This window comes from Verrucomicrobiia bacterium (assembly GCA_023953615.1).
In the GTDB taxonomy this organism is placed as follows: Bacteria; Verrucomicrobiota; Verrucomicrobiia; order Limisphaerales; family JADLHS01; genus JADLHS01.
Genome location: JAMLJH010000002.1, coordinates 1,547,664 through 1,568,242, shown reverse-complemented (window position 1 = coordinate 1,568,242; position 20,579 = coordinate 1,547,664). Strand labels below are relative to the sequence as shown.

Below are 20,579 nucleotides of genomic sequence, written 5' to 3'. Positions count from 1 at the left end.
TACCGCGCCCGACGTGATTCAAGGATAGATCAGCCGATAAAACACCGTGCCGACGGACGGATCAACCGGGATGGTGAACCAGTTTGTGGTGGATGAATCGGGCACGTCCACCCAGTTATCACTCAGGCCCTGAGCGAGCGCATTGGTTTGCACCTGCAACCGCCAGCCGGTGTGATCCGCCGGCCAGGTTAGGATCAATTCATTTGCGTTGAAGGTGCTGGTCAGATTGACCGGGTCCGTAGCCACGAGGGAAGTGATGGCGATGGTGCCGTCCACGGCGAGCCGGTTGGTCCAGATGAGATTGTCGCCCGGTGGCGGCTGGATGGCAAAAGCTTCACCGTTCACCAGCGGTTGGTTGAACAGTTTGAAACTTTGTCCCGCCACGAGCGCCGGACCGAGGTTGGTAACGAATACCGTTCCGGCGGTGGTGCTGGTGAGTGTGCCCGAGACGCTCGCCCAGTCGTTGGTCGGCGTGCTGGCGGTGTTTACTTCAATCACCAGGTTGCCGTTCAACGTGAGATTGTTGTTGATGGTCAGGAGGCCGAGGGTTGCGCCCGGCGCCAGATGGCCGCCGGGATTGATGATCACCGGGGCGTTGATTATGCCGCCGCCGCTCAGCGTGGCGGCGGACTGGACGGTTACCGCGCCGCCGGCCGCGATGATGCCGTTCACCTGCAACGCGCCTTCGTTGACGAGCGTGCCGCCGGTATAGGTGTTGTTCGCCGTCAAGGTCATGGTGCCGACGCCGGTTTTCAAGAGGGCGGCAGGAATGTTATTTCCACCATAATCGTCCGAGGGATTGCGGAGGATGGTGCGCGCCCAGAAATCCGTCTCGGCATCGCCGGTCACATCCGCGACGTTGAAGGTGGTGCCGCCGTTGTTCAAATGGTTGCCGCGACCCGTGACGGTATCCATGGTGGATGGCGCGGTGCCGGTGACGGTGATGCTGCCGATGAATTGAAAGCCGTCGTAATTCGCGGGATCGGTGGCGTTCGCATTGCGCAGTGTGCCGCCGTTTAATTCGAGACTGGGCAACACGTTGAATCGAGTGGAAATCAAGTTGCCGTGAATGTTCAGGGTGGGCAGATTGGCGGCACTCTGACCCGAGCCGCCGAAAATGTTGTTCAGATTAAAGTTCAGTGTGGTGCCCGGACCAACCAGAATGATGCGGTCGCCAGTTTTGGCGCCGAGAACGGAGGTAGTGGCTTGATCGTTGGCGATGCTGGCGAAGACCGTGCCGCCGGTAATGTTGAAATCACCCGAGAAGTGATTGAATTTGTTGCTCAGAGTCAAAGAGCCACTGCCCGCTTTCGTGAGTTGATTCGTCCCGGCCAATTCGGCCCCAATGGTGACGCCCCGGTTATTTACTGTGAGAGTCGAATTGCTGCCGGCGAAGGTCAACGTGCCGTCGGTGCCGGCGTTCAACGTCCAGTTGTGCGACGGAACCGCGTCGCCAAAAATGAGATTGCCGATCGTGCGGGAGCCGTCGAGCGTGACGGTGGCGTTCGCCAGGAGATTGAGTTGACTGAAGTCCGCCGTTTGATCCGCGCCATCAGCGACGATGCCGTTGGTCCAATTCGCACCCACCGACCAAGAGCCGCCCGCAGGATTGAGCCACACGGCGTTATTGGTTCCGCGCACGATGATCGAGACGTTGGCCGAGCTGGTTTGCAACGGATACAATCCGCCGTAGCCGGAATCCTGCACGCCCACGACGAGGTGAAAGGCCGTGCCAACTGAAGCGACGGCAAGCAGGGTGTTATCCGCAACCGACAGATCCCCGCTGACCGGATCCAAGGCAAAGGCGTCGCCGGCATCGCTCTCGAGCAAACGAAACGCAAGGGTGTCCAGCGGACTGTCGGTGGCGTTAATCGTGCCGAGCCGCGTGCCGTTGGTCACCGTGGCCAGCACGCTGAAGGATTGATCGCTGATCTGCGGTGGCAGATTGAGGTTCACCGGTTCGAGGTTGGCGGCGGGAATGACGTTGGTCACGCCGCTGCCGGGGACGAGCCAGGCCACGGAAACATGGTCGCCACCGCCGCCTTCCTTGTGCAGCGCTTCGAGATAATAGCGTTGGCCGGCCACCAGCCCGACTTGCAACGGTGAAGTTTGCGTGGGGTATTGGGTCCAATTTTCAAAATCAGTCCAGCCGCCAACTGAGGCAATCACCGTGGCGTTGGCGGGATTGGCGTCCATGCTGAAGCGCAGGACGCTCGCGTCATCCGAGGCGATGAAAAACCGGTAATTGCCAGTGACCGGCGGAATGACGTAACCACGGATCCGTGAGCCGTAATTTTCTCCCACGTCCTGGGCCGCTTCAAACCGGTTGCCGGGCAGCGTCTCCAGTTGGTCGGGACGACCGGGGAATTTGGCGTTGTTGGTCAAATCACCGACGGTCATGCCACTGCCAATATCGAGAAACATTTCCCGGCGCAACGACGTGGCTACGATGGCGTCCGCGTCCACCACCGCCAATGCCACCGTGCTGGTGGCGGAGAGTGACGGTGAACCGCTGTCCGTGGCGCGGATCGTCAACAGAAAATTCGCGTTGGGCGTGGTTGCCAGGGCGGAAACATCCGCCACGCGCACCGCTCCGTTGGCATCCAGATGGAAAATGCCTTCCTCATTTCCACTCAAAATCGTGAGTGTGTGCGTGTCGTTGGCGTTCACGTCGCGGACCGTCACTTGGCCCACACTGGCCTCGGCGAAGAGGTCGCGCCGCACTCCGGAATTGGTGAATCCGGTCAGGTGCGGAACGTAATTCATAAAGCGTGGGGCCAGATAAATTCCGGGGATGATGTTGGTCTGGTTGCCAGTGGCGGGGCCGCGCCAGGCGACTGCGATATGATCCGCTCCGCCGCCTTCCTTGTGTCGGGCTTCAAGGTAGTACGCCTGTCCGGCGACGAGCGAGCGGGCCGTAGATTGCTGAGAGGCGTATTGCGTCCATTGCCGGGGGCTGGTGTAAGTGTTCACGTAAGCGATGCGTGTCAGCGTGGTTGGATTGGTCGTCCCGCTCATCCACAATTCGCTCGCGTCATCGCTCGCAATCCAAAAGGTGTACGAACCGCTCACCGGCGGAAAGAGATAGCCGCGCAGCACCGAGCCGTAGGCATCGCCGCGATCCTGATCCCCTTCAAAGCTGGTCAACTGTTTCTCGAAAGTGGGATCGAGCGGAAAACGCGGGTTGCTGGTCAAGCCGGAGAGGGCCGTGCTGCCGCCAATGTTTTCATAAATGGCATAATTTACGCCACCGGGCGTGAAGGGAGTGCTGTTGGGCAGGACCGTGATTTTCAGAGAGTTGGTGGCGCTGAGTGTCGGTATGCCATTATCCGTAATCACCAGAGTCAGGTCATAGACGCTTTGCAGCGTCGCGTCGAGGTCACCCACCACTTTGATTTGCCTGCTGGAATTGTCGAAGGTGAAAACGCCGGCGTCATTTCCCGCCGGAATCGTGCCCGTCAGAATCGAATAAGCATCCGGATCGTTCATGCTCACCGAGGCGATGGCGATGCCCGGTTGCGTATGCGAGAGAACGGTGACGTTGGCGGCGCTGATGGTGGGGGGTTCGTTCACGTCCTGCACCTGAATGACGACGCGCCGGTTCAGTTCGGTGAGCGCGGGATTTGCGAGGTTGGTAATGTTCACGAACAATTCGAATTGCACGGGTAATTGCGTGGTTGCGGCGAGCGCCTCATAGTCGAGCGCGCTGGAATTGGCCACGGTGAGCCGACCGATGTCGTCAAGAGCAAACGCGCCGCCCAGATTGCCTGCGGTGATTCCATACGCCAGCGGATCGGCGTCGGGGTTGAGCGCGGGCACCGTGCCAATCTCAAAACCGTTGGGAGAATTTTCCGCAACCACCAGCCGCGTGGGCAACACGGCCCCGGCCACGTTTCCAGTAATGGAGTAATAGCCCAGACTGGCGTAGGCCGAGAAGCCGTTTGAGATCGGGTTATTTCGCCCCGCGCCGGTGACGCGAAAGGTGTAGGTGCCGGGCGGGATGCTCAAGGCGATGTTCGCCTTCAACTGAGTTTGCGGATTGTTGCTGGCCATGATCGTGCCCGCCGCGTCGGCCAGAGTGGCGGAAATGGCGAGATTAGCCCAATCGCCGACCGGATTGGCCGAGAGTGAAATCGCTCCGCCGGACGTGGTAAATTGGAACGCATCGGTGTCGCCCGTTCTTTCAATCACGCCTTCCGCGCTCGCCGTGTAATTGGAATAAATCTCGAGGTAACGCGCAGTCGCCAGCGTGGCGCCGGTGTCATCCGCGCGGTAAGCGACGTTATTGTTGTTATTGGTGATGACGTACAGGTCGTCCTGCGTTTGGTTGGCGTTTGCGTATTCGCCCTTGCTCCATTGGACCACCGGCATCGAATAACCCACTCCCATGATCGGCGCCCAGCCCACCGCGCCACTGCCTTGACCGCCGTAATACTCCTCGGCGGGACTGGTGCGGCCATCGTGACTGAGCGCGAGTGTGTGACCCACTTCATGCGAAATTACTTCGGCCGCGCTTTTGCCACTGGAATAAAACGACCAACACGGACGATCCCCGGTATTGTTCCAATCCTGGAGATAGGCAACACCGCCGGCGCCCGGAGCCGCAGTGGTGGTGGGCGTGACGACGCAGCGTTGCCGGCTGTTTTCCGGCGCGGCTTCATAAACGCGAATGTCCGTGGTGACGTTGATGTTGAACGGCATGAAGTCCTCGGCGACCCGTTTCCACACGTCTTTGATCACGGTGTTGTTGACATTCGGTTTTTCGTAGGTGATTCCGCCCCACGTCGGCGTGTAACCACCGCGATAATCAATGTAAACCACCGGCACGACCCCCGGCAGACTCTGCAACGAAATGATGCCGTCATTATGCGGCGGCACGAAGTTCGGCACGTCGTCCGGTCGCAACGGCGGCATTTCTTCTACATCGGCGGCGGTCAAACCCGGATCGGGCGGTGGTAATGTCAGGCATAACACCTCGTCCAAACGGCGTTCCACTAGAACCGTTTTACCCGCAGCGCCGAGCGGTTCGAGGCGGTAAGCCCGTTGGCTCGCCGGAAAAGTGACTTCGCCTGAGTAATCACCCGCTTTGCCAGGCAGCGTTTGTTTGCGAAACGAGAATCGGCCCGTTTCGGGCGACGTTAATTCGCCAGCCAGCACGATGACGTGACCATCCTGAAACTCCGTGTGGGTGATGGTACCGGCGGCAAATTCACCCGCTACCAATTCAAAGCGCACGGGATGTCGTTGCGGGGTGTCGTGAAATTGATCGAGGAAAGTGTAATCCCAAGGCCGTTGACGCGGACTGACGGTTCCTCCCAAGGAGGTTGAGGCTGCTGGGTGGTTCGTTATATTCGCCGCGCCAGCAGTGTTGGGAGTCGTCGCGGTTGGCGTGGCCGCGGTAGCTGGCGAATCGAGGCCGGTCGGTGTGGATGGGCTGGCGACGTTATTTACGGTGGTCGCGTCCGGTGGGGCGGAATTGGAGGCCGGTTTGGACCGCGAGAAACTGAAAACCAACGCGCTTAATCCCATGAGGATCAAGATCGCTACAATGTATCGTTTCATGAATTTGGTCGGTAGGCTACGCGGAAGCGTCACGGAGCGAAACCTCAAATTAAGCGCGCCGCCCGGGATTAAGAGTGCGACGAGGTTAGCGGCGAAAGCGCTGGTTCCACCATTTCAGTAAACCGTAGGAGAGGCGCACTTTGCCTTGGCCAACGGGCATTTCGGGCCGCATCCGAATCCACGATGATTTGGGATACGCGAGTGGTTGGTCCGGATAGATGCTGCGATGGCCGATCAGCAGGTAAGCGCTGATGGCGGCTCCGGCGACATACCACAGTCCGTTGCCGCCGAATAATTCAACGCCAAGCAGAATGGCGGCGATGGGTGTGTTGGAAGCGGAAGCGACTACTGCCACCAGTCCCGCCGCCGCGCCCAGTGCCGGATTGATGCCCAGCAAATGTCCGAAGGCGTTCCCAGTGACCGCGCCAATCACAAATTGCGGCGTCACCACGCCTCCGTAAAATCCAGAGCCGAGCGTGATGGCGACGAGCAGGCTTTTCCACAGGAAACCCAGGTATGGTGCAGGTTCACCGCGCAGCGCGGAGTCCATCAAAGGCAGCGACAGTCCGAGATAATCCGTCGGGATGACCAAGATCAGCAACGACAACAATCCACCACCGATCAGCGGCAGAGCGGGCGGCCAAAGTTTGAACGTGGTGCGCAAGCGCTCGAAGGCGTCGCGGATGAGGTGAAAACTGCCGACATACACCCGGGCGGCCAGTCCGCAAATGATGCCGATAATTATCGTCTTGATGAACCCCCATTCCGAAAATGTCGAGAGGAAGGGGAGTTGATAGTATTCGTAGGGCACGCCCCAGAACTTGCTCGTTTGATAAGCCGTCACGCCGCCGATGATGGCCGGAAGCAGAAAATCCGTTCGCACGCGACCGATGGCCAGTACTTCGACTCCGTAAATCGCCCCGGCAATGGGCGTGCCGAACACACTGGCGAAACCGGCACTCACACCACATGCGACTAATCGCTTTTGCAGTTCGGAATTGAGATTGAGCAGTTGTCCCAACCCGGCGCCCAAGCTTGCGCCGATGTGTGAACACGGCCCCTCCTTTCCCGCTGAACCGCCGGACGCCAGGGTCAGCAAGGCGGCCACGGGTTTGATCAACATGGTTTTGAGCGGCATGCGCCCTTCCTGCTCGTGGAAGGCGGTGATGATGCTGTCCTGAAGTGGGGTTTTATTCAGGCGATAGCCGTAATACAGCAAAAGTCCATTGGCCAAACCGGCGGCGGGTAACAGCACCATTTGCCACCACAACGGCACCCCGGCAGTCGCATCCGTGAACGCGAACAGCGCGATGAGAAACAGGCTGACGCCGCTTCCGACCATCACGCCCGTGAGCGTGGCCAGCAGAAGCCACTGCAACACAGTGGCGAGCATGATCAGAAGTTCAGTGAAGGCCGCGCGCAACGGGAATGTTTTACGGCAGGGACGACAGACAGGCAAGCCGTTCGCAGAGAGCCGAAACGGTTCACTCCACAACCGAAGCCTTACGCTTGGCGTGAGAGCAAACGGAATCCGGTGAACTCAACAGTCAGATGGGAATGGGGTCGCACGCGGTCGGGTATGGTGTTCAATTTCAGTCGTGTTCGAGGCGCATGCTTACTGCGCGTTGGAGTTTAACCAAAACATTATCATTCGCTTAACCACCTCAGATCTGTTCTGAAAACCTTTCGAACGATGACTTAAAAAAGGGCATAGAACCGCGATACAGTCGAATTCATTTGCTTCAAAATGATATTGTTTAAAACTGAATCCCTAGTAAATTCATCAAGATAGATAACTTTTTTGTGGACAAGTTATTATTTTACCATAATATCCACACATAACGATATGACGACGATAGCGACTGAGAAAAAAGTGAGCCACAATGAAGAGCTTAAATCTTCAATCCCTACTTTATCGGGTAACATTTACGCAACCATCGCTGATGATTCGGTGGATCATTTTTCAGCCGAGGATATCCAGTATCTAAAATTTCACGGGTCCTATCAGCAGGATGATCGCGATCTGCGCAAAACCGGAAAGAAATACATCATGATGGTGCGGGGACGGATTCCGGGTGGCGTCCTGACGGCGAAACAGTGGACGGTATTCGATGAGTTGGCCACCCAGTACGGCAACAACACCTTGCGGCTGACCACGCGCCAAAGCATCCAGTTTCATGGTGTGGTGAAATCCAATTTGCGTCCGTTGATCAAGCGGATCAACGAATCACTGCTCTCCACGTTGTCGGCTTGCGGTGACATCACGCGCAACGTGATGGCGCCGCCTACGCCAGCCTACACCCAGGCGCGCGATCAAGTTTATGCTGATGCGCATGAGGTCGTCCGCGCGCTCGCGCCACGCACCAAGGCGTATCACTCGATCTGGATTGATGGCGTGCAGTTGGACAACGAAGCGCCGGAGAACAAGGACTTCGAGGACCCGCTCTACGGCAAGGCCTATTTGCCGCGGAAGTTCAAAGTGGCTTTCGTGGTGCCGCCCGTGAACGATGTGGACATTCTCACCAACTGCCTGGGCTTTATCGCCATTGTCGAGAACGATCGCCTCGTCGGTTACAACGTCTGTGTGGGCGGCAGCATGGGGCGGAGCCACGGAAACGTGGCGACTTACCCGCGCATCGCCGATGTGATCGGCTTCATCACTCCGGACAAAGTGGTGAGCGTCGCCAAAGCGGTGCTGACCATTCATCGCGATTTTGGTGATCGCGTGGATCGTCGGCACGCCCGGTTGAAATACGTCATCGCGGAGCGTGGCGCGGCGTGGGCGCGGAACGAAGTGAATCAGCGCGCCGATACCTTGTTGGCGCCGCCCCGGCCTTACAAGTTTACGAGCAGCACGGATTTGCTCGGCTGGCGTCAGGCCGTGGATGGGAAATGGTTTTTGGGAGTCTATGTTGACATGGGGCGGGTTAAAGACGCGCAAAAAACGGCTTTACGTCAGGTGGCCGAGCAATTTCCAAATCTGGAATTCCGCATCACTCCCAATCAGAACGTGATTCTCGTCAATGCCAGCGACGAAGATAAAGTCGCCATCACCCGTTTGCTTCAGGCGGCGGGACTCAAGACGGAGCGCCAGGCCTCATTGTTGCGCTCCACCGCGCTGGCGTGCCCCGCATTGCCCACCTGCGGATTGGCCTTGGCCGAATCCGAACGGATGTTGCCCGGCGTCATTGACCGAATCGAAAAGATTTGCGACGACCTCGGTTTGGGCAATGAGGAAATCATCATTCGCTCCACGGGTTGCCCGAACGGCTGCGCCCGGCCCTACATGGCGGAGATCGCCTTTGTGGGGAAAGGACCGGGCCGATATCAGGTTTGGTTGGGCGGTAATGCCGCTGGAACGCGCTTGAATCGTCTCTGGAAAGACGTGGTCAAGGACGTGGATCTGGAAGCGGAGTTGCGACCTTTGTTTGCGCGCTTTGCCACCGAGCGAAATTCCGACGAGCGGTTTGGCGATTGGTGCGATCGCGCACTCTGGACGGAAGCCGCCGTTACAAATTAAAATTATGACTGCCATTCAAATTGAAACGGCCAACGCCGAATTACGCGGTAAATCTCCCGCTGAAATTATCCGCTGGGCCATTGGCCAGGCGGGCGGTCGCGCGATTGTCTCGACGAATTTCCGTCCCTACGAAGCGGTGTTATTGCATCTGATTACGCGGATTCAACCCGACATTCCGGTGCTTTGGGCGGATCACGGTTACAATCGGCTGGCGACCTATCGTTATGCCGAAACCTTGCAACGGCGCCTCAAGTTAAACTTGAAAGCTTACGTGCCCAAAATGACGGCGGCGCACTACAACGCCCTTTACGGCGGTGCGCCCGAACCGGCGCTCGAGAACGAGGATCGGCTCAAGGATTTCAGCGCGGTCATGAAGCTCGAACCGTTCCGGCGCGGCATGCAGGAGTTGTCGCCGCGTCTCTGGTTCACTGCGTTGCGGCGCGTGCAGAATCCGCACCGGGCGGAATTGGATATCGTCGTGGCGGATCAAAACTTCAACACCGTCAAGGTGAATCCCGTATTTTATTGGAACGATACCGACATGGAAAATTATCTCCGAGAACACGATTTGCCCAACGAATGGGATTATTTCGATCCCGCCAAGGCCGACGAGAAACGCGAGTGCGGATTACATGCCGCGTGGGGAGGCCGGGCGGCAGCCGCCGCTTGAGCCGGGTTTGCGGAGGCTTATCGCTTTTGATAAAACTGACCCGACGGATTGGCTCGTTCCGCGTTGGCCTCCGCTTCACCGATTGAAGCGGAAGCGCGCCAGCCAGACCAACGGTTGATTAAACACCCAACGCCAGCAGGCTTTTCATGAGTTCGTATAGACTGGATCATTTGCAATATCTGGAAACGGAAGCGATTCACATCCTCCGCGAAGTGGCCGGTGAATTTGAGCGCCCGACGTTGCTGTTCTCAGGCGGGAAGGATTCGATCTGCCTTCTGCGGCTTGCGGAGAAGGCGTTTCGTCCGGCGGATATTCCCATGCCGCTGTTGAACGTGGAAACGGGGCACGAGTTTCCCGAGTTGATTCAATTTCGCGATCAACGCGCGCGCGAGCTCGGCGCGAAGTTGATTGTGCGCACGGTGGAGGCCGCCATTGCCAACGGGCAGGCGCATCCGGTGCCCGGCGAGATCAGCCGTAACAAACTGCAGATTCCCGTCCTGCTCGGGGCCATCGAGGAGTTTCAATTCGATTGCGCGATCGGCGGGGCGCGGCGTGATGAAGAAAAGGCGCGCGCGAAAGAACGGTTCTTCAGTTTTCGCGACAGCTTCGGGCAATGGGACCCGAAAGCGCAGCGACCGGAGCTTTGGCAGCTTTACAACGCCCGCGTAAATCCGGGAGAGAACATGCGGGTGTTTCCGTTGTCCAACTGGACCGAGATGGACGTCTGGCAATACATCCAGCGCGAAAAGCTGGCCGTGCCGAGCATTTATTTCAGTCACGAACGGGAAGTGGTGCGCCGCAATAACCAGTGGGTGCCCGTCCCGCCGCCCCGGACCAATGGCGCCGCGGATCCGTATCAAGGCGCGCGCCCGAAACCCGCCGAACCCATTCAAAAGCTCATTTGCCGTGTGCGCACGATTGGCGACATGATCAGCACGGGCATGATTGAATCTCCCGCCGACAGTGTGGAGGATATCATCGCCGAGGTGGCAGCGGCGCGCGTGACGGAGCGGGGGAATCGGGCGGACGATAAATGCAGTGAAGCCGCCATGGAAGACCGCAAGAAGGCGGGATATTTTTAGCATTTGAACTCATGGAAACCACCGTGTCCTTAGCTCCAACTGAAACCGCATCCGTGCGTGATGCCCTTCCCCAGACTCCCATTGAACTGTTGCGGTTGAATACCTGCGGTTCCGTGGACGATGGCAAATCCACCTTGATCGGGCGATTGCTCTACGATTCCAAGTCGCTGATGGAGGATCAAATCGCGGCCTTGGAAAAATCCGTGGACCTCACCGGTGGCGGGCAAATCAATCTGGCGAATCTCACGGATGGCTTGCGCGCCGAACGCGAGCAGGGGATTACGATTGATGTGGCCTATCGGTACTTCGCCACGCAACAGCGGAAATTCATCATCGCCGATACTCCGGGGCATGTGCAATACACCCGCAACATGGTCACGGGTGCGAGCACGGCCAATCTTTCCATCGTGCTGGTGGATGCGCGTCAGGGCGTTATTGAACAAACCCGACGGCACACGTTCATTGCGGCGCTGTTGGGGATTCCGCATCTGGTCATCGCCATCAACAAGATGGACCTGGTGGATTGGAGCGAGGCGCATTATCAAAAAATCCGTCGCGAGGTGGAAGGGTTTCTGCCCAAGCTGAACGCCTTCCGTGACGTGAAATTCATTCCCATCAGCGCGCTCAATGGCGATAACGTCGTCGAGCGTTCAACGCGGATGCCGTGGTATCCCGGCCCCACGTTGCTTGCGCATCTGGAAACGGTCCACATCGCCAGCGATTGGAATCTGGGAATCCTGCGGTTTCCGGTGCAATGGGTGAACCGACCCAACGATCCCAGCGATCCGCGCTGGCACGACTTTCGTGGATTGAGCGGGCAAATCGCCAGCGGGGTGGTGCGGCAAGGTCAATCGGTGGTGGTGTTGCCCAGCGGCATCAAAACCCGCGTGCGGGAAATCTGGACTTATGACGGCACGCGCCCGGAGGCGTTTTGCCCGCAGTCGGTCACGCTCTGTTTGGAACACGACCTGGATATCAGCCGCGGCGACATGATTGTTGGTTTGGAAAATTCGCCGGGACTGAGTACGGAACTGAAGGCGCGGATTTGCTGGATGCACCAACGACCGTTGACGCCCGGGAAGAAGTACCTGCTCAAACACGCTTCCCAGACCGTGCTGGCTTTGATCCCGCAGTTGGAAGGGCGTTATGACATGAACACTTTTGATCTGGAGTCCGGTCCTACAGAACTAAGGATGAATGACATCGGGGTCGCTCGGGTTAAAACCGCTCGCCCGTTGGTATTCGATGGTTACACGACCAATCGTGCCACTGGCGCCTTCATTTTGATTGAGCAGGGCACCAATTTGACCGTGGGCGCCGGTATGTTGTTCCCGCCCACGGAAGCGGCCAAGCCCGAATACACCGACTTCGCCATTTAACCGGGTTTAGACCAGCGGCGGCGCGAGGCGCGCTTCCGGTGAGTTGCGTCCGCATTGGTCTATTTTATTTCGGACCGTAATTTCAATTCGCTTTTCCCGAAAAATTGGGGTTACATTGCCGCATCGTGCCTGAAAAAAGTTTAAGCGAGATTCCGCGGGAGGTTCGGCCGTTATTCACCAAGGCGCAGGACGCGCTGGGCCGTGACAACTTTGATTACGCCATCGAGCTGCTGATGCATGTGGTGACGCGCGCGCCCGAGGTGGTGGAAGTCCGCAAGGCGTTGCGCAAGGCGCAGCAGGGCAAAGCCGCCGCCAAGGGGGGCGGCTTTTTTAAGAAGATGTTTAGCAGCGCCAGCGCGACTCCAGTGCTGGCCAAGGCCCAGCTCACTCTGAGCAGCAATCCGGTTGAAGCCATGCTGCTGGCTGAGCAGGTGTTGAACGCCGATGCGAACAACGGTACGGCGCATAAAATCATTGTGCAGGCCGCAGCGGCGTTGGATTTGCCGCAGACCGCCTTGCTCTCGCTCGAAATCTTGTGGGAGCATAATCAAAAGGATAAAGATATCACGATTCAACTGGCCGATTTCCTGACGCGCACCGGACAGGTCAAAGTCGCCGAAAAATTGCTGATTGATTTGCGCGCCGCTTATCCCACCGACGCCGACGTGCATCAAGCGCTGAAGAACTGTTCAGCCAAGCGGACGCTCCGCGAAGGCGGCTACCAGGCGGCGGAAGCCGAGGGCAGTTCGTACCGGCAAATGCTGCGCAACGAAGCGGAGGCGCAATCCCTGGAACAGGAACAGCGCACGCACAAAAGCGAGGACGTAAATGAACGCCTGATTCGCGAGTATGAGCAGCGACTCAAGACGGAGGGGGAAAACCCGCGGTTGTTGCGGTCGCTGGCGGAACTCCACACGCAACGCAAACAGTTCGATCGCGCCCTGGAATGGTATGCCAGATTGAAGGCGACCGAGGCCGGAAACGACGCGGCCCTGGATCAGGCGGTGGCGCAGGTGAAGTTGAAGCAATTGGACGCGCAACGCGAGCAGTTGGATCCGCTGGCGCCGGACTTTGCCGAAGCCACCAAACGCCTCGAACAGGAAAAATTGGAATTCCAATTAAGCGAATGTCAACGACGCGTGGAGAAGTATCCAACCGACCTGAATTTCCGTTTTGAACTGGGTGCGCTCTATTTTCAAGCGGGCAAAATCAGCGAAGCGCAGAAGGAATTCCAGAAGGCGCAGGGCAATCCGCATAAGCGCATCGCCGCCATGAACTACCTCGCGCAATGTTTTGCGAAGCGCAAAATCTACGATCTGGCCGCCAGCGCGTTGGAGGATGCGATCAAGGAAAAACCGGGATTCGACGACGAGAAGAAGGAGTTGATTTACAACCTCGGCGGTGTTTATGAAAGCATGGGCCAAAAGGAAGCGGCGATCGAACAGTTCAAGCAGATTTACAAGGTGGACACGGCCTACCGCGACGTTGAAGCCAAGGTGGACGCCTACTACGCGGGCCAGTGATGCATGATGTCGCCTGGCTTGGTCTTGGCGCGTGGACCAACGCATCTTTCCATTCGTCCGCAAGGCGGGCGTTCGTCGCGGCAAAATCCGGAATGAGGTTTGAAATAACTTGTCTGCGCTCAATTGCCTTGCCTCGGCGACGTGCCTTGCGAAAATGCCGCGCGTGCAACGGATGAAACAACAACTCACTCAGTTGAACCGGGCCAGTCGCGCCGGTTGGGTCGGGTTGGCGACCGCAGTACTCGTCGGTTGCACGACCACCAGTGATCCTGCTTCCGCACGGTTTCAGCAGAAAGTTTCCCCGATGCAATCTGAACGCCAGCTTACTCGCCAGGCCAAAAATCACGTCCTGACCAACATTGGGGTTTGGTCGCCCGATGGTCGTTGGATTGTTTATGACACGCGCTCGGGCCGGCCGGGTGCGGATTTCGATGGCGCCACCATCGAAAGCGTCAATGTGGAGACTGGCGCGGTGCAGGAGTTGTATCGTGCGCAAAACGGCGCGCATTGCGGCGTGGTTACCTGCAATCCGGTTCAGCCCCAGGTTGTGTTCATTTTAGGCCCGGAGAATCCCACGTCGGATTGGCAATATAATTTCTATCACCGTCACGGCGTGTTGGTGAACCTGAACCATCCCCAGACGGCGTTGAATCTGGACGCGCGCGACGTCACCCCGCCGTTTACGCCGGGTGCGTTGCGCGGCGGTTCGCATGTGCATGTGTTCAGTGCGGATGGGCAATGGGTGAGTTACACCTACGAAGATCACGTGCTGGCGTCGTTCCAGGAGGAAAACGCCGATCACGAAATGAACCTGCGCAACGTGGGCGTCAGCGTCTTCGGCGCCCCTGTGCGTGTGGCCCGGGATCATCCACGCAATCAAGACGGTGAAACGTTTTCGGTGCTGGCGACCCGAACAATGGCGCAACCGCGTCCCGGTTCGGATGAGATTCGTCGCGCGATTGAAGATGCCTGGATTGGCACGAACGGTTACGTGCGAACCGATGGCACGCGACAAAAGCGCGCGTTGGCATTCCAAGGCGAAGTGGTGAGCGCGAACGGGCAGCCGGCCCTCGAAGTGTATATCGTGGATCTGCCGGATGACGTAACGCAGCCGGGCGATGGTCCATTGGCGGGAACGGCGACGCTTCGCCCGCGACCGCCGCGAGGTACGGTGCAACGACGGCTTACGTTCACCACCGGGCGCAAATTCCCGGGCATTCAGGGGCCGCGCCATTGGTTGCGCAGTTCGCCGGACGGAACGCGCATTGTGTTCCTGATGAAGGACGATGCCGGAGTGGTGCAACTGTGGACCGTCTCACCCAACGGTGGCGCGCCAACGCAGCTTACGCACAATGCGTTCAGCGTCGCTTCCGCCTTTTCTTGGAGTTCGGATGGGCAGCGCATTGCTCACGTCATGGACAACAGCGTTTGCGTTACCGAAGTGCGCACGGGTCAAACCGTCCGGTTGACCGCACGGTTTTCGGATGCCGAAGCGCCGCGATCCGAGGCGTGCGTGTTCTCACCTGATGGTCGGTATATCGCTTACCTGCGGCCGCAAGCGCAGGGCGGCGCGACTTTTAATCAAATCTTTGTTTGTTCCTCGCGATGAAATTCAGATTGGCCATGATGCGTTACCATTGTTTGTTGTTGAGCGTTGTTGTCGCTGGCTTGGCTTCGCTGCTTGAAGCTGCAGCGGCCGAACAAATTGATCTGACCCATGCCCGCATCGTCATCCGCGACGGCACGTTGCCGCCGGCGGAAGCCATGGCGGCCCGCGTTCTGGCGGAAGAAATCAAATCCCGCACGGATTTGGATTGGCCGGTCAGCGCCACGCGACCCGCGTCCGGCGTGGTGATTGCCATTACCTCGGGTAACGCCACCCCGGCGGGAATGTCCGCTCCGGCAGTGCGATCGGGTCTGGAACATCCCGAGCATCAATCGGAGGGTTTTCGTTTAATCATTCCGGCCGCGAGTGATTCGGACGCGGTGCTCTGGATTCAGGGCGCGGATTCACGCGGAACCTTGTTTGGCGTGGGCGAGTTGTTGCGGCGGATGGAATGGTCGTCCGGCGCGGTCAAGGTTGCGGCCGGTTTGGATCTGGCCACCGCGCCCGCGCTGCCGATTCGCGGACATCAACTCGGTTATCGCGCCACGGCCAACAGTTACGATGGTTGGAACGACCGGCAATTCGAGCAGTACATCCGCGAGCTGGCCTTGTTCGGTGCCAATAGCATCGAGGGAATTCCGTTTCACGACGAGCGGGAAAGTCCGCTCATGCCGTTGCCGCGCGACGTGATGAACCGTCGGCTCAGCGAAATTTGCGCGCAATATGAATTGGAATACTGGGTGTGGGCGCCGGCGGATTTTGATCTGACCAATCAAACGCGACGCGCTGAATTTTTACGGCGGCACGAAGCTTTGTTTCGGGATTGCCCGCGCTTGGACGGAATTTTCTTTCCGGGCGGCGACCCCGGCGATAACGCGCCGGAGTTGGTGTTTCCTTACTTGGAAGAAATATCGCGATTGCTGGTAAAGTACCATCCTCGCGCGAAAATCTGGTTGTCCATGCAGGGTTACGAAAAACCCGCGGTGGATTACGTGCATCAGTGGATCATCGAGCATCAACCTGATTGGTTGGGCGGTTTGGTGGCCGGACCGAGCAGTCCGCCGATTCCCGAAACGCGCGCCCGATTGCCGCAGCGTTACGGCTTGCGCGATTACCCCGACATCACTCACACCGTGCGCTGCCAATGGCCAACGATTTGGTGGGATCCCGCGTTTGCGCTGACGGAAGGTCGCGAGGGTGCGAATCCCCGGGCGGCGTTCTACAAAATCATCGCCAACTACTACGGTCCCTACACGAGCGGTTTCATCAGCTATTCGGATGGCGTTCACGACGATGTCAACAAGGCGATTTGGAGCCGGCTGGGCTGGTCACCCGGAGCGGACGTACGCGAGATGCTTCTGGATTATACGCGGTTCTTCTTTGGCACGGAAGTGGCCGAAGCGGCGGCGGATGGCCTCCTGGCGCTCGAGAAAAATTGGGACGGAGCGTTGGCGGAGAATGGCGGCGTGGCAGCGACGCTCATCCTGTGGCAGCAACTGGAGCAGCGCGCCCCGCAACTGCGCGACAACTGGCGTTGGCAACTTTGTCTTTTGCGCGCTTACTACGATGCGTACACCCGTCAACGCCTGATTTATGAAACCGCTCTGGAACAACAAGCCAACCGGATTCTAGCCGCCGCTTCCCAGTCGGGCGCCGCCGCGGCCATGGACGCGGCTCTGGTGGTTTTGGCCCGGGCGACGTCCGCGCCGGTGCGGGTGGAATGGCATACGCGCATTATTGATTTATGCGCGGATTTGTTTCGCACCGTTCAGTTGCAAACCAGCGTGCCTCAGTATCACGCCAGCGGCGCCGAACGGGGCGCGATTCTTGATTACCTCGATGTGCCGTTGAACAATCGCTGGTGGTTGGAGGATGAATTCGCGCGCATTCGCCAGTTACCGACGGAAGCTGAACGGCGGCAAGTTTTGGAACGGATCGCCGCATGGGAACAGCCCGGACCGGGCAGCTTCTACGACGCAGTGGGGCATGTAGGTAAAGCGCCGCATGTGGTCCGGGGCGAGCAATTTCAAACCGACCCGACTGGTGTCGGGGATCCGCCGCCGGGATTCTGGTGGTGGGACAGCGGGTTTAGCCGGCGCCGACTCACCTGGCAGGTGAGCATGGATTGGCCGTTGGGATTGAAATATCATGGGCTGGATCCATCCGCCGTTTATCGCGTGCGCTTGACCGGTTATGGTCAAGCCAAACTGCGCGCCAACGGACAATTGCTCCAGCCGCTCGGCGCGACGCGGTATGAAATCGGAGAATTCCTGGAATTTCCCGTTCCGCGTGACTTGATAAAGGACGGCAAACTACTGTTGACCTTCGATGCGTTGCCGGAAGAGGCGGAACTCAATTGGCGCAAGCAATCGCGCGTGAGCGAGGTCTGGCTGCTGAAAGCGCCCTGAAACCGCTTGCCTCGATACGGCCACGATCAGTCTGCCGACGACAACCCGGTCCAGTCATGATCCCTTCGACATTCGACCGCTTCGTGAACCCTTGCGGGCAATTCCGCTGGATCCAGACATAGTGCTGCCCGGCATGCCGCGCCACCGATGCACCAGCTCCGTGTCCCCGACGACCCGATATCCGCTAACTCCTCGGATTCGGCCTCGTTTACTTACACTACCCCGCCTAAGATGTTTCGGCGGAGACGTTCGCTTTGGCGCCGGAGCGGCGCCAAGCGGCGACAAAAAGCAAATGACATGATACGATCTTACACACTCACGCTGGCTGTCTTGGTGGTCGCCGGCAGTTTGACTTGGGGCCATGCGGCGGCGCTGCGGCGGACGATTTCCCTTGATGGCAACTGGCAGATCGCGGAAGGCGGGCGGGAGGTCATTCCGTCCGAGTTTTCCCGCACTGTTCCGGTCCCGGGATTGGTGGATATGGCCACACCGCCCTTCGTGGCGCCCGGCCCGGCGGTGGCCGATCGGCAGGAGCTCGGACAGAAAGACCCGCGCCGGGACGCTTATTGGTATCGGCGCACTTTCAAAGTCACCGGTCCCATCCCCGAGGTGGCGACTTTGAAGGTTGCCAAGGCGATGTTCGGCACGCGGGTGTTCCTCAACGGTCAATCACTCGGGGATCATGCGCCGTGCTGGACGCCGGGATTTTTCGACGTGAAAACTGCGCTCAAGACCGGGGAGAACGAGTTGATCATTCGCGTCGGTGCGGATCGCGATGCCATTCGTCCGACGTATCCAGACGGGTTTGACTTTGAAAAAGTGCGTTACATCCCGGGTATTTTCGATTCCGTCACGCTGCTGCTCTCCAGCGCGCCGCGCATTGAGAATGTGCAGGTGGCGCCAGACCTCGGGTCGCAGCAGGCGAAAGTGCGGGTGTATCTCGACGGCACCAAAGCCACCCGGGTGACGGTGGAAGTGCGGGAAACCAAAAGTCGGCGACTAGCGGGTCAGGCTGCCGCCGAGTCGCCCGCCGGACTGCGGGAATTGGATGTGACGGTACCCATCGCCGGGTGCCGGCTCTGGTCGCCGGAAGACCCTTTTCTGTACAGCATCACGGTGCGGACTTCCGGTGACGAATTCAAAACCCGTTTCGGCATGCGGGAGTTTCATTTCGATCCGGTCACACGCCGGGGTGTTCTGAATGGCAAACCGTATTTTTTGCGCGGCAGCAATTTCACGCTGTACCGGTTCTTTGAGGATGCGGAGCGCGGGACGCTGCCGTGGAACGACGCCTGGGTACGCCGGTTGCATCGGCGCGTCAAAGACATGCACTGGAACAGCCTGCGCTACTGCATTGGCCTGCCGCCGGAACGCTGGTATGAGATTGCCGATGAGGAAGGCATCCTGATTCAAAACGAGTTTCCCATCTGGTTTGGCGGGCTGGTCCCCGCCGGTCTCTCGACCGAGGAATTGGCCCGGGAATACCGCGATTGGCTGCAGGACCAATGGAATCATCCGAGCGTCGTCATCTGGGACGCTTGCAATGAAACCCGGGACCCGAAAACGGGCGATGCCTTCATGCAAATCCGGCATCTGGATCTCTCGAATCGCCCGTGGGACGATGGTTATTCCTGGCCCAGAACGCCGGGCGACACGAGCGAGCAGCATCCGTATCAGTTCAACGCCGGATTCCGTCCGGCGCAACTGACCTGGCTGGATACCAACCCGGAAGCCTACCAGAACGGTGGCGGTGACGGCCAACACGCCATCATCAACAATGAATATGGCTGGCATTGGGTGAACCGGAACGGTACGCCCACCACGCTTACCCGCGCCTTGTATGACGGAGTGCTGGGCGCCCACGCCACGCCGCAACAACGCTTGCATCTGCAAGCCACCTGGCTGGCCGCGACCACGGAATTCTGGCGCGCGCACCGGCAATGCGCCGCCGTCCTGCACTTTGTCACGCTCGGTTACGCGCGGGCCGATGGCCAGACCAGCGATCATTGGCTGGAAGGCAAAGTCGCCAAACTGCAATGGGAACCGGAATTTTACCGTTACGTCCGCGACGCTTTCGCTCCGGTCGGGCTGATGGTGAACTTCGGCAACGAACGGGTTCAGCCTGGCGCCAACCTGCCGGTGCCGATTCTCCTGATCAATGACTTGGAGCCGGCTTGGAAAGGCGTGGTGACGTTGCGGGTGAAACGTGGCAACCGGACCCTGTCCCGGCAACAACAAAAGGCCGCCATCGAGCCGTGGGGCACCGCCAAGCTGAGTTTCGATATCAACTGGCCGACGGAAGAAGGATTGATCACGCTGGAAGCGGAGTTGCGCGGTGCCGACGGACGGCCCGTCCGCAGCAGTCGCGAAGTCACCGTCAGTTCGCAACGCGGCTCGCTTCTCGAGGACTGCACCGTGAGCGCCTCGTCGGTTTATCAACCGGCCCACAGCCCGGCCTACGCGGTGGACGGGTACGAAGACAGTTATTGGTCTTCAGCTTTTCAGGATGATGCCTGGCTGGCCGTGGCGTTCAACGCGCCGCGAAAAATCAGTCAGGTGAACATCATCTGGGAAAAAGCCTACGCCACGGCTTTTTCCGTCGCCGTCTCCCCCGACGGTCAGACGTGGACGGAAGTGTATCAAACCAGCGAGGGGCAGGGCGGCACCAACCGGATTTCCTTCCCGTTGGTCGAAGTCCAACAACTCCGGGTGAACTGCACCAAACGCGGCACGCCGTGGGGAAACGCGATTCGCGAATTGCAGGTGGCGCCTTGAGCCGGCAGGGAAAGATGAGAAGTTCAATTGGAAGGATGTGATCCAGCTAAAAAT

Annotated in this window: 10 protein-coding genes; 8 read left to right on the top strand and 2 right to left on the bottom strand. The window is 58.8% G+C overall.

The genetic code is table 11. The features are described from left to right. Positions 1-18 precede the first annotated feature (18 nt). Positions 19-5,562, bottom strand: coding sequence for a PA14 domain-containing protein (locus M9920_16680; GenBank protein MCO5053914.1), 5,544 nt, complete (start codon positions 5,560-5,562; stop codon positions 19-21). Between the two features lie 85 nt (positions 5,563-5,647). After that, positions 5,648-6,955 carry a chloride channel protein gene (locus M9920_16675; GenBank protein ID MCO5053913.1) on the bottom strand — a complete coding sequence of 436 codons (1,308 nt, stop codon included), beginning with the start codon at positions 6,953-6,955 and terminating at the stop codon, positions 5,648-5,650. Positions 6,956-7,408: 453 nt separating this feature from the next. On the opposite strand from M9920_16675, the gene M9920_16670 reads away from it, so the two are divergent. The 8 genes from M9920_16670 (at position 7,409) to M9920_16635 (ending at position 20,525) form a co-directional block, all read left to right on the top strand. Then, on the top strand, positions 7,409-9,082 hold the full coding sequence (locus tag M9920_16670; GenBank protein MCO5053912.1) for an NADPH-dependent assimilatory sulfite reductase hemoprotein subunit: 1,674 nt from the start codon (positions 7,409-7,411) through the stop codon (positions 9,080-9,082). Between the two features lie 4 nt (positions 9,083-9,086). Beyond that, positions 9,087-9,752, top strand: coding sequence for a phosphoadenosine phosphosulfate reductase family protein (locus M9920_16665; protein MCO5053911.1), 666 nt, complete (start codon positions 9,087-9,089; stop codon positions 9,750-9,752). Between the two features lie 146 nt (positions 9,753-9,898). Then, positions 9,899-10,834: a sulfate adenylyltransferase subunit 2 gene (locus M9920_16660; protein ID MCO5053910.1), complete on the top strand. Its 936-nt coding sequence runs from the start codon at positions 9,899-9,901 to the stop codon at positions 10,832-10,834. Between the two features lie 53 nt (positions 10,835-10,887). Beyond that, a complete protein-coding gene (locus tag M9920_16655; GenBank protein ID MCO5053909.1) occupies positions 10,888-12,213 on the top strand; it encodes a GTP-binding protein in 1,326 nt (441 codons plus the stop codon). Positions 12,214-12,338: 125 nt separating this feature from the next. Further along, positions 12,339-13,736: a tetratricopeptide repeat protein gene (locus tag M9920_16650; protein ID MCO5053908.1), complete on the top strand. Its 1,398-nt coding sequence runs from the start codon at positions 12,339-12,341 to the stop codon at positions 13,734-13,736. A gap of 304 nt (positions 13,737-14,040) precedes the next feature. Beyond that, positions 14,041-15,345 carry a DUF3748 domain-containing protein gene (locus M9920_16645; GenBank protein MCO5053907.1) on the top strand — a complete coding sequence of 435 codons (1,305 nt, stop codon included), beginning with the start codon at positions 14,041-14,043 and terminating at the stop codon, positions 15,343-15,345. Further along, entirely contained in the window at positions 15,342-17,750 is a 2,409-nt protein-coding gene (locus tag M9920_16640; GenBank protein ID MCO5053906.1) for a hypothetical protein, read from the top strand. The genes M9920_16645 and M9920_16640 overlap by 4 nt, the downstream gene beginning before the upstream one ends. Positions 17,751-18,047: 297 nt before the next feature. Beyond that, the gene (locus tag M9920_16635) at positions 18,048-20,525 is read left to right on the top strand and encodes a discoidin domain-containing protein (protein ID MCO5053905.1); all 2,478 of its coding nucleotides are present in this window, start codon (positions 18,048-18,050) and stop codon (positions 20,523-20,525) included. The last annotated feature ends 54 nt before the right edge of the window (positions 20,526-20,579 follow it).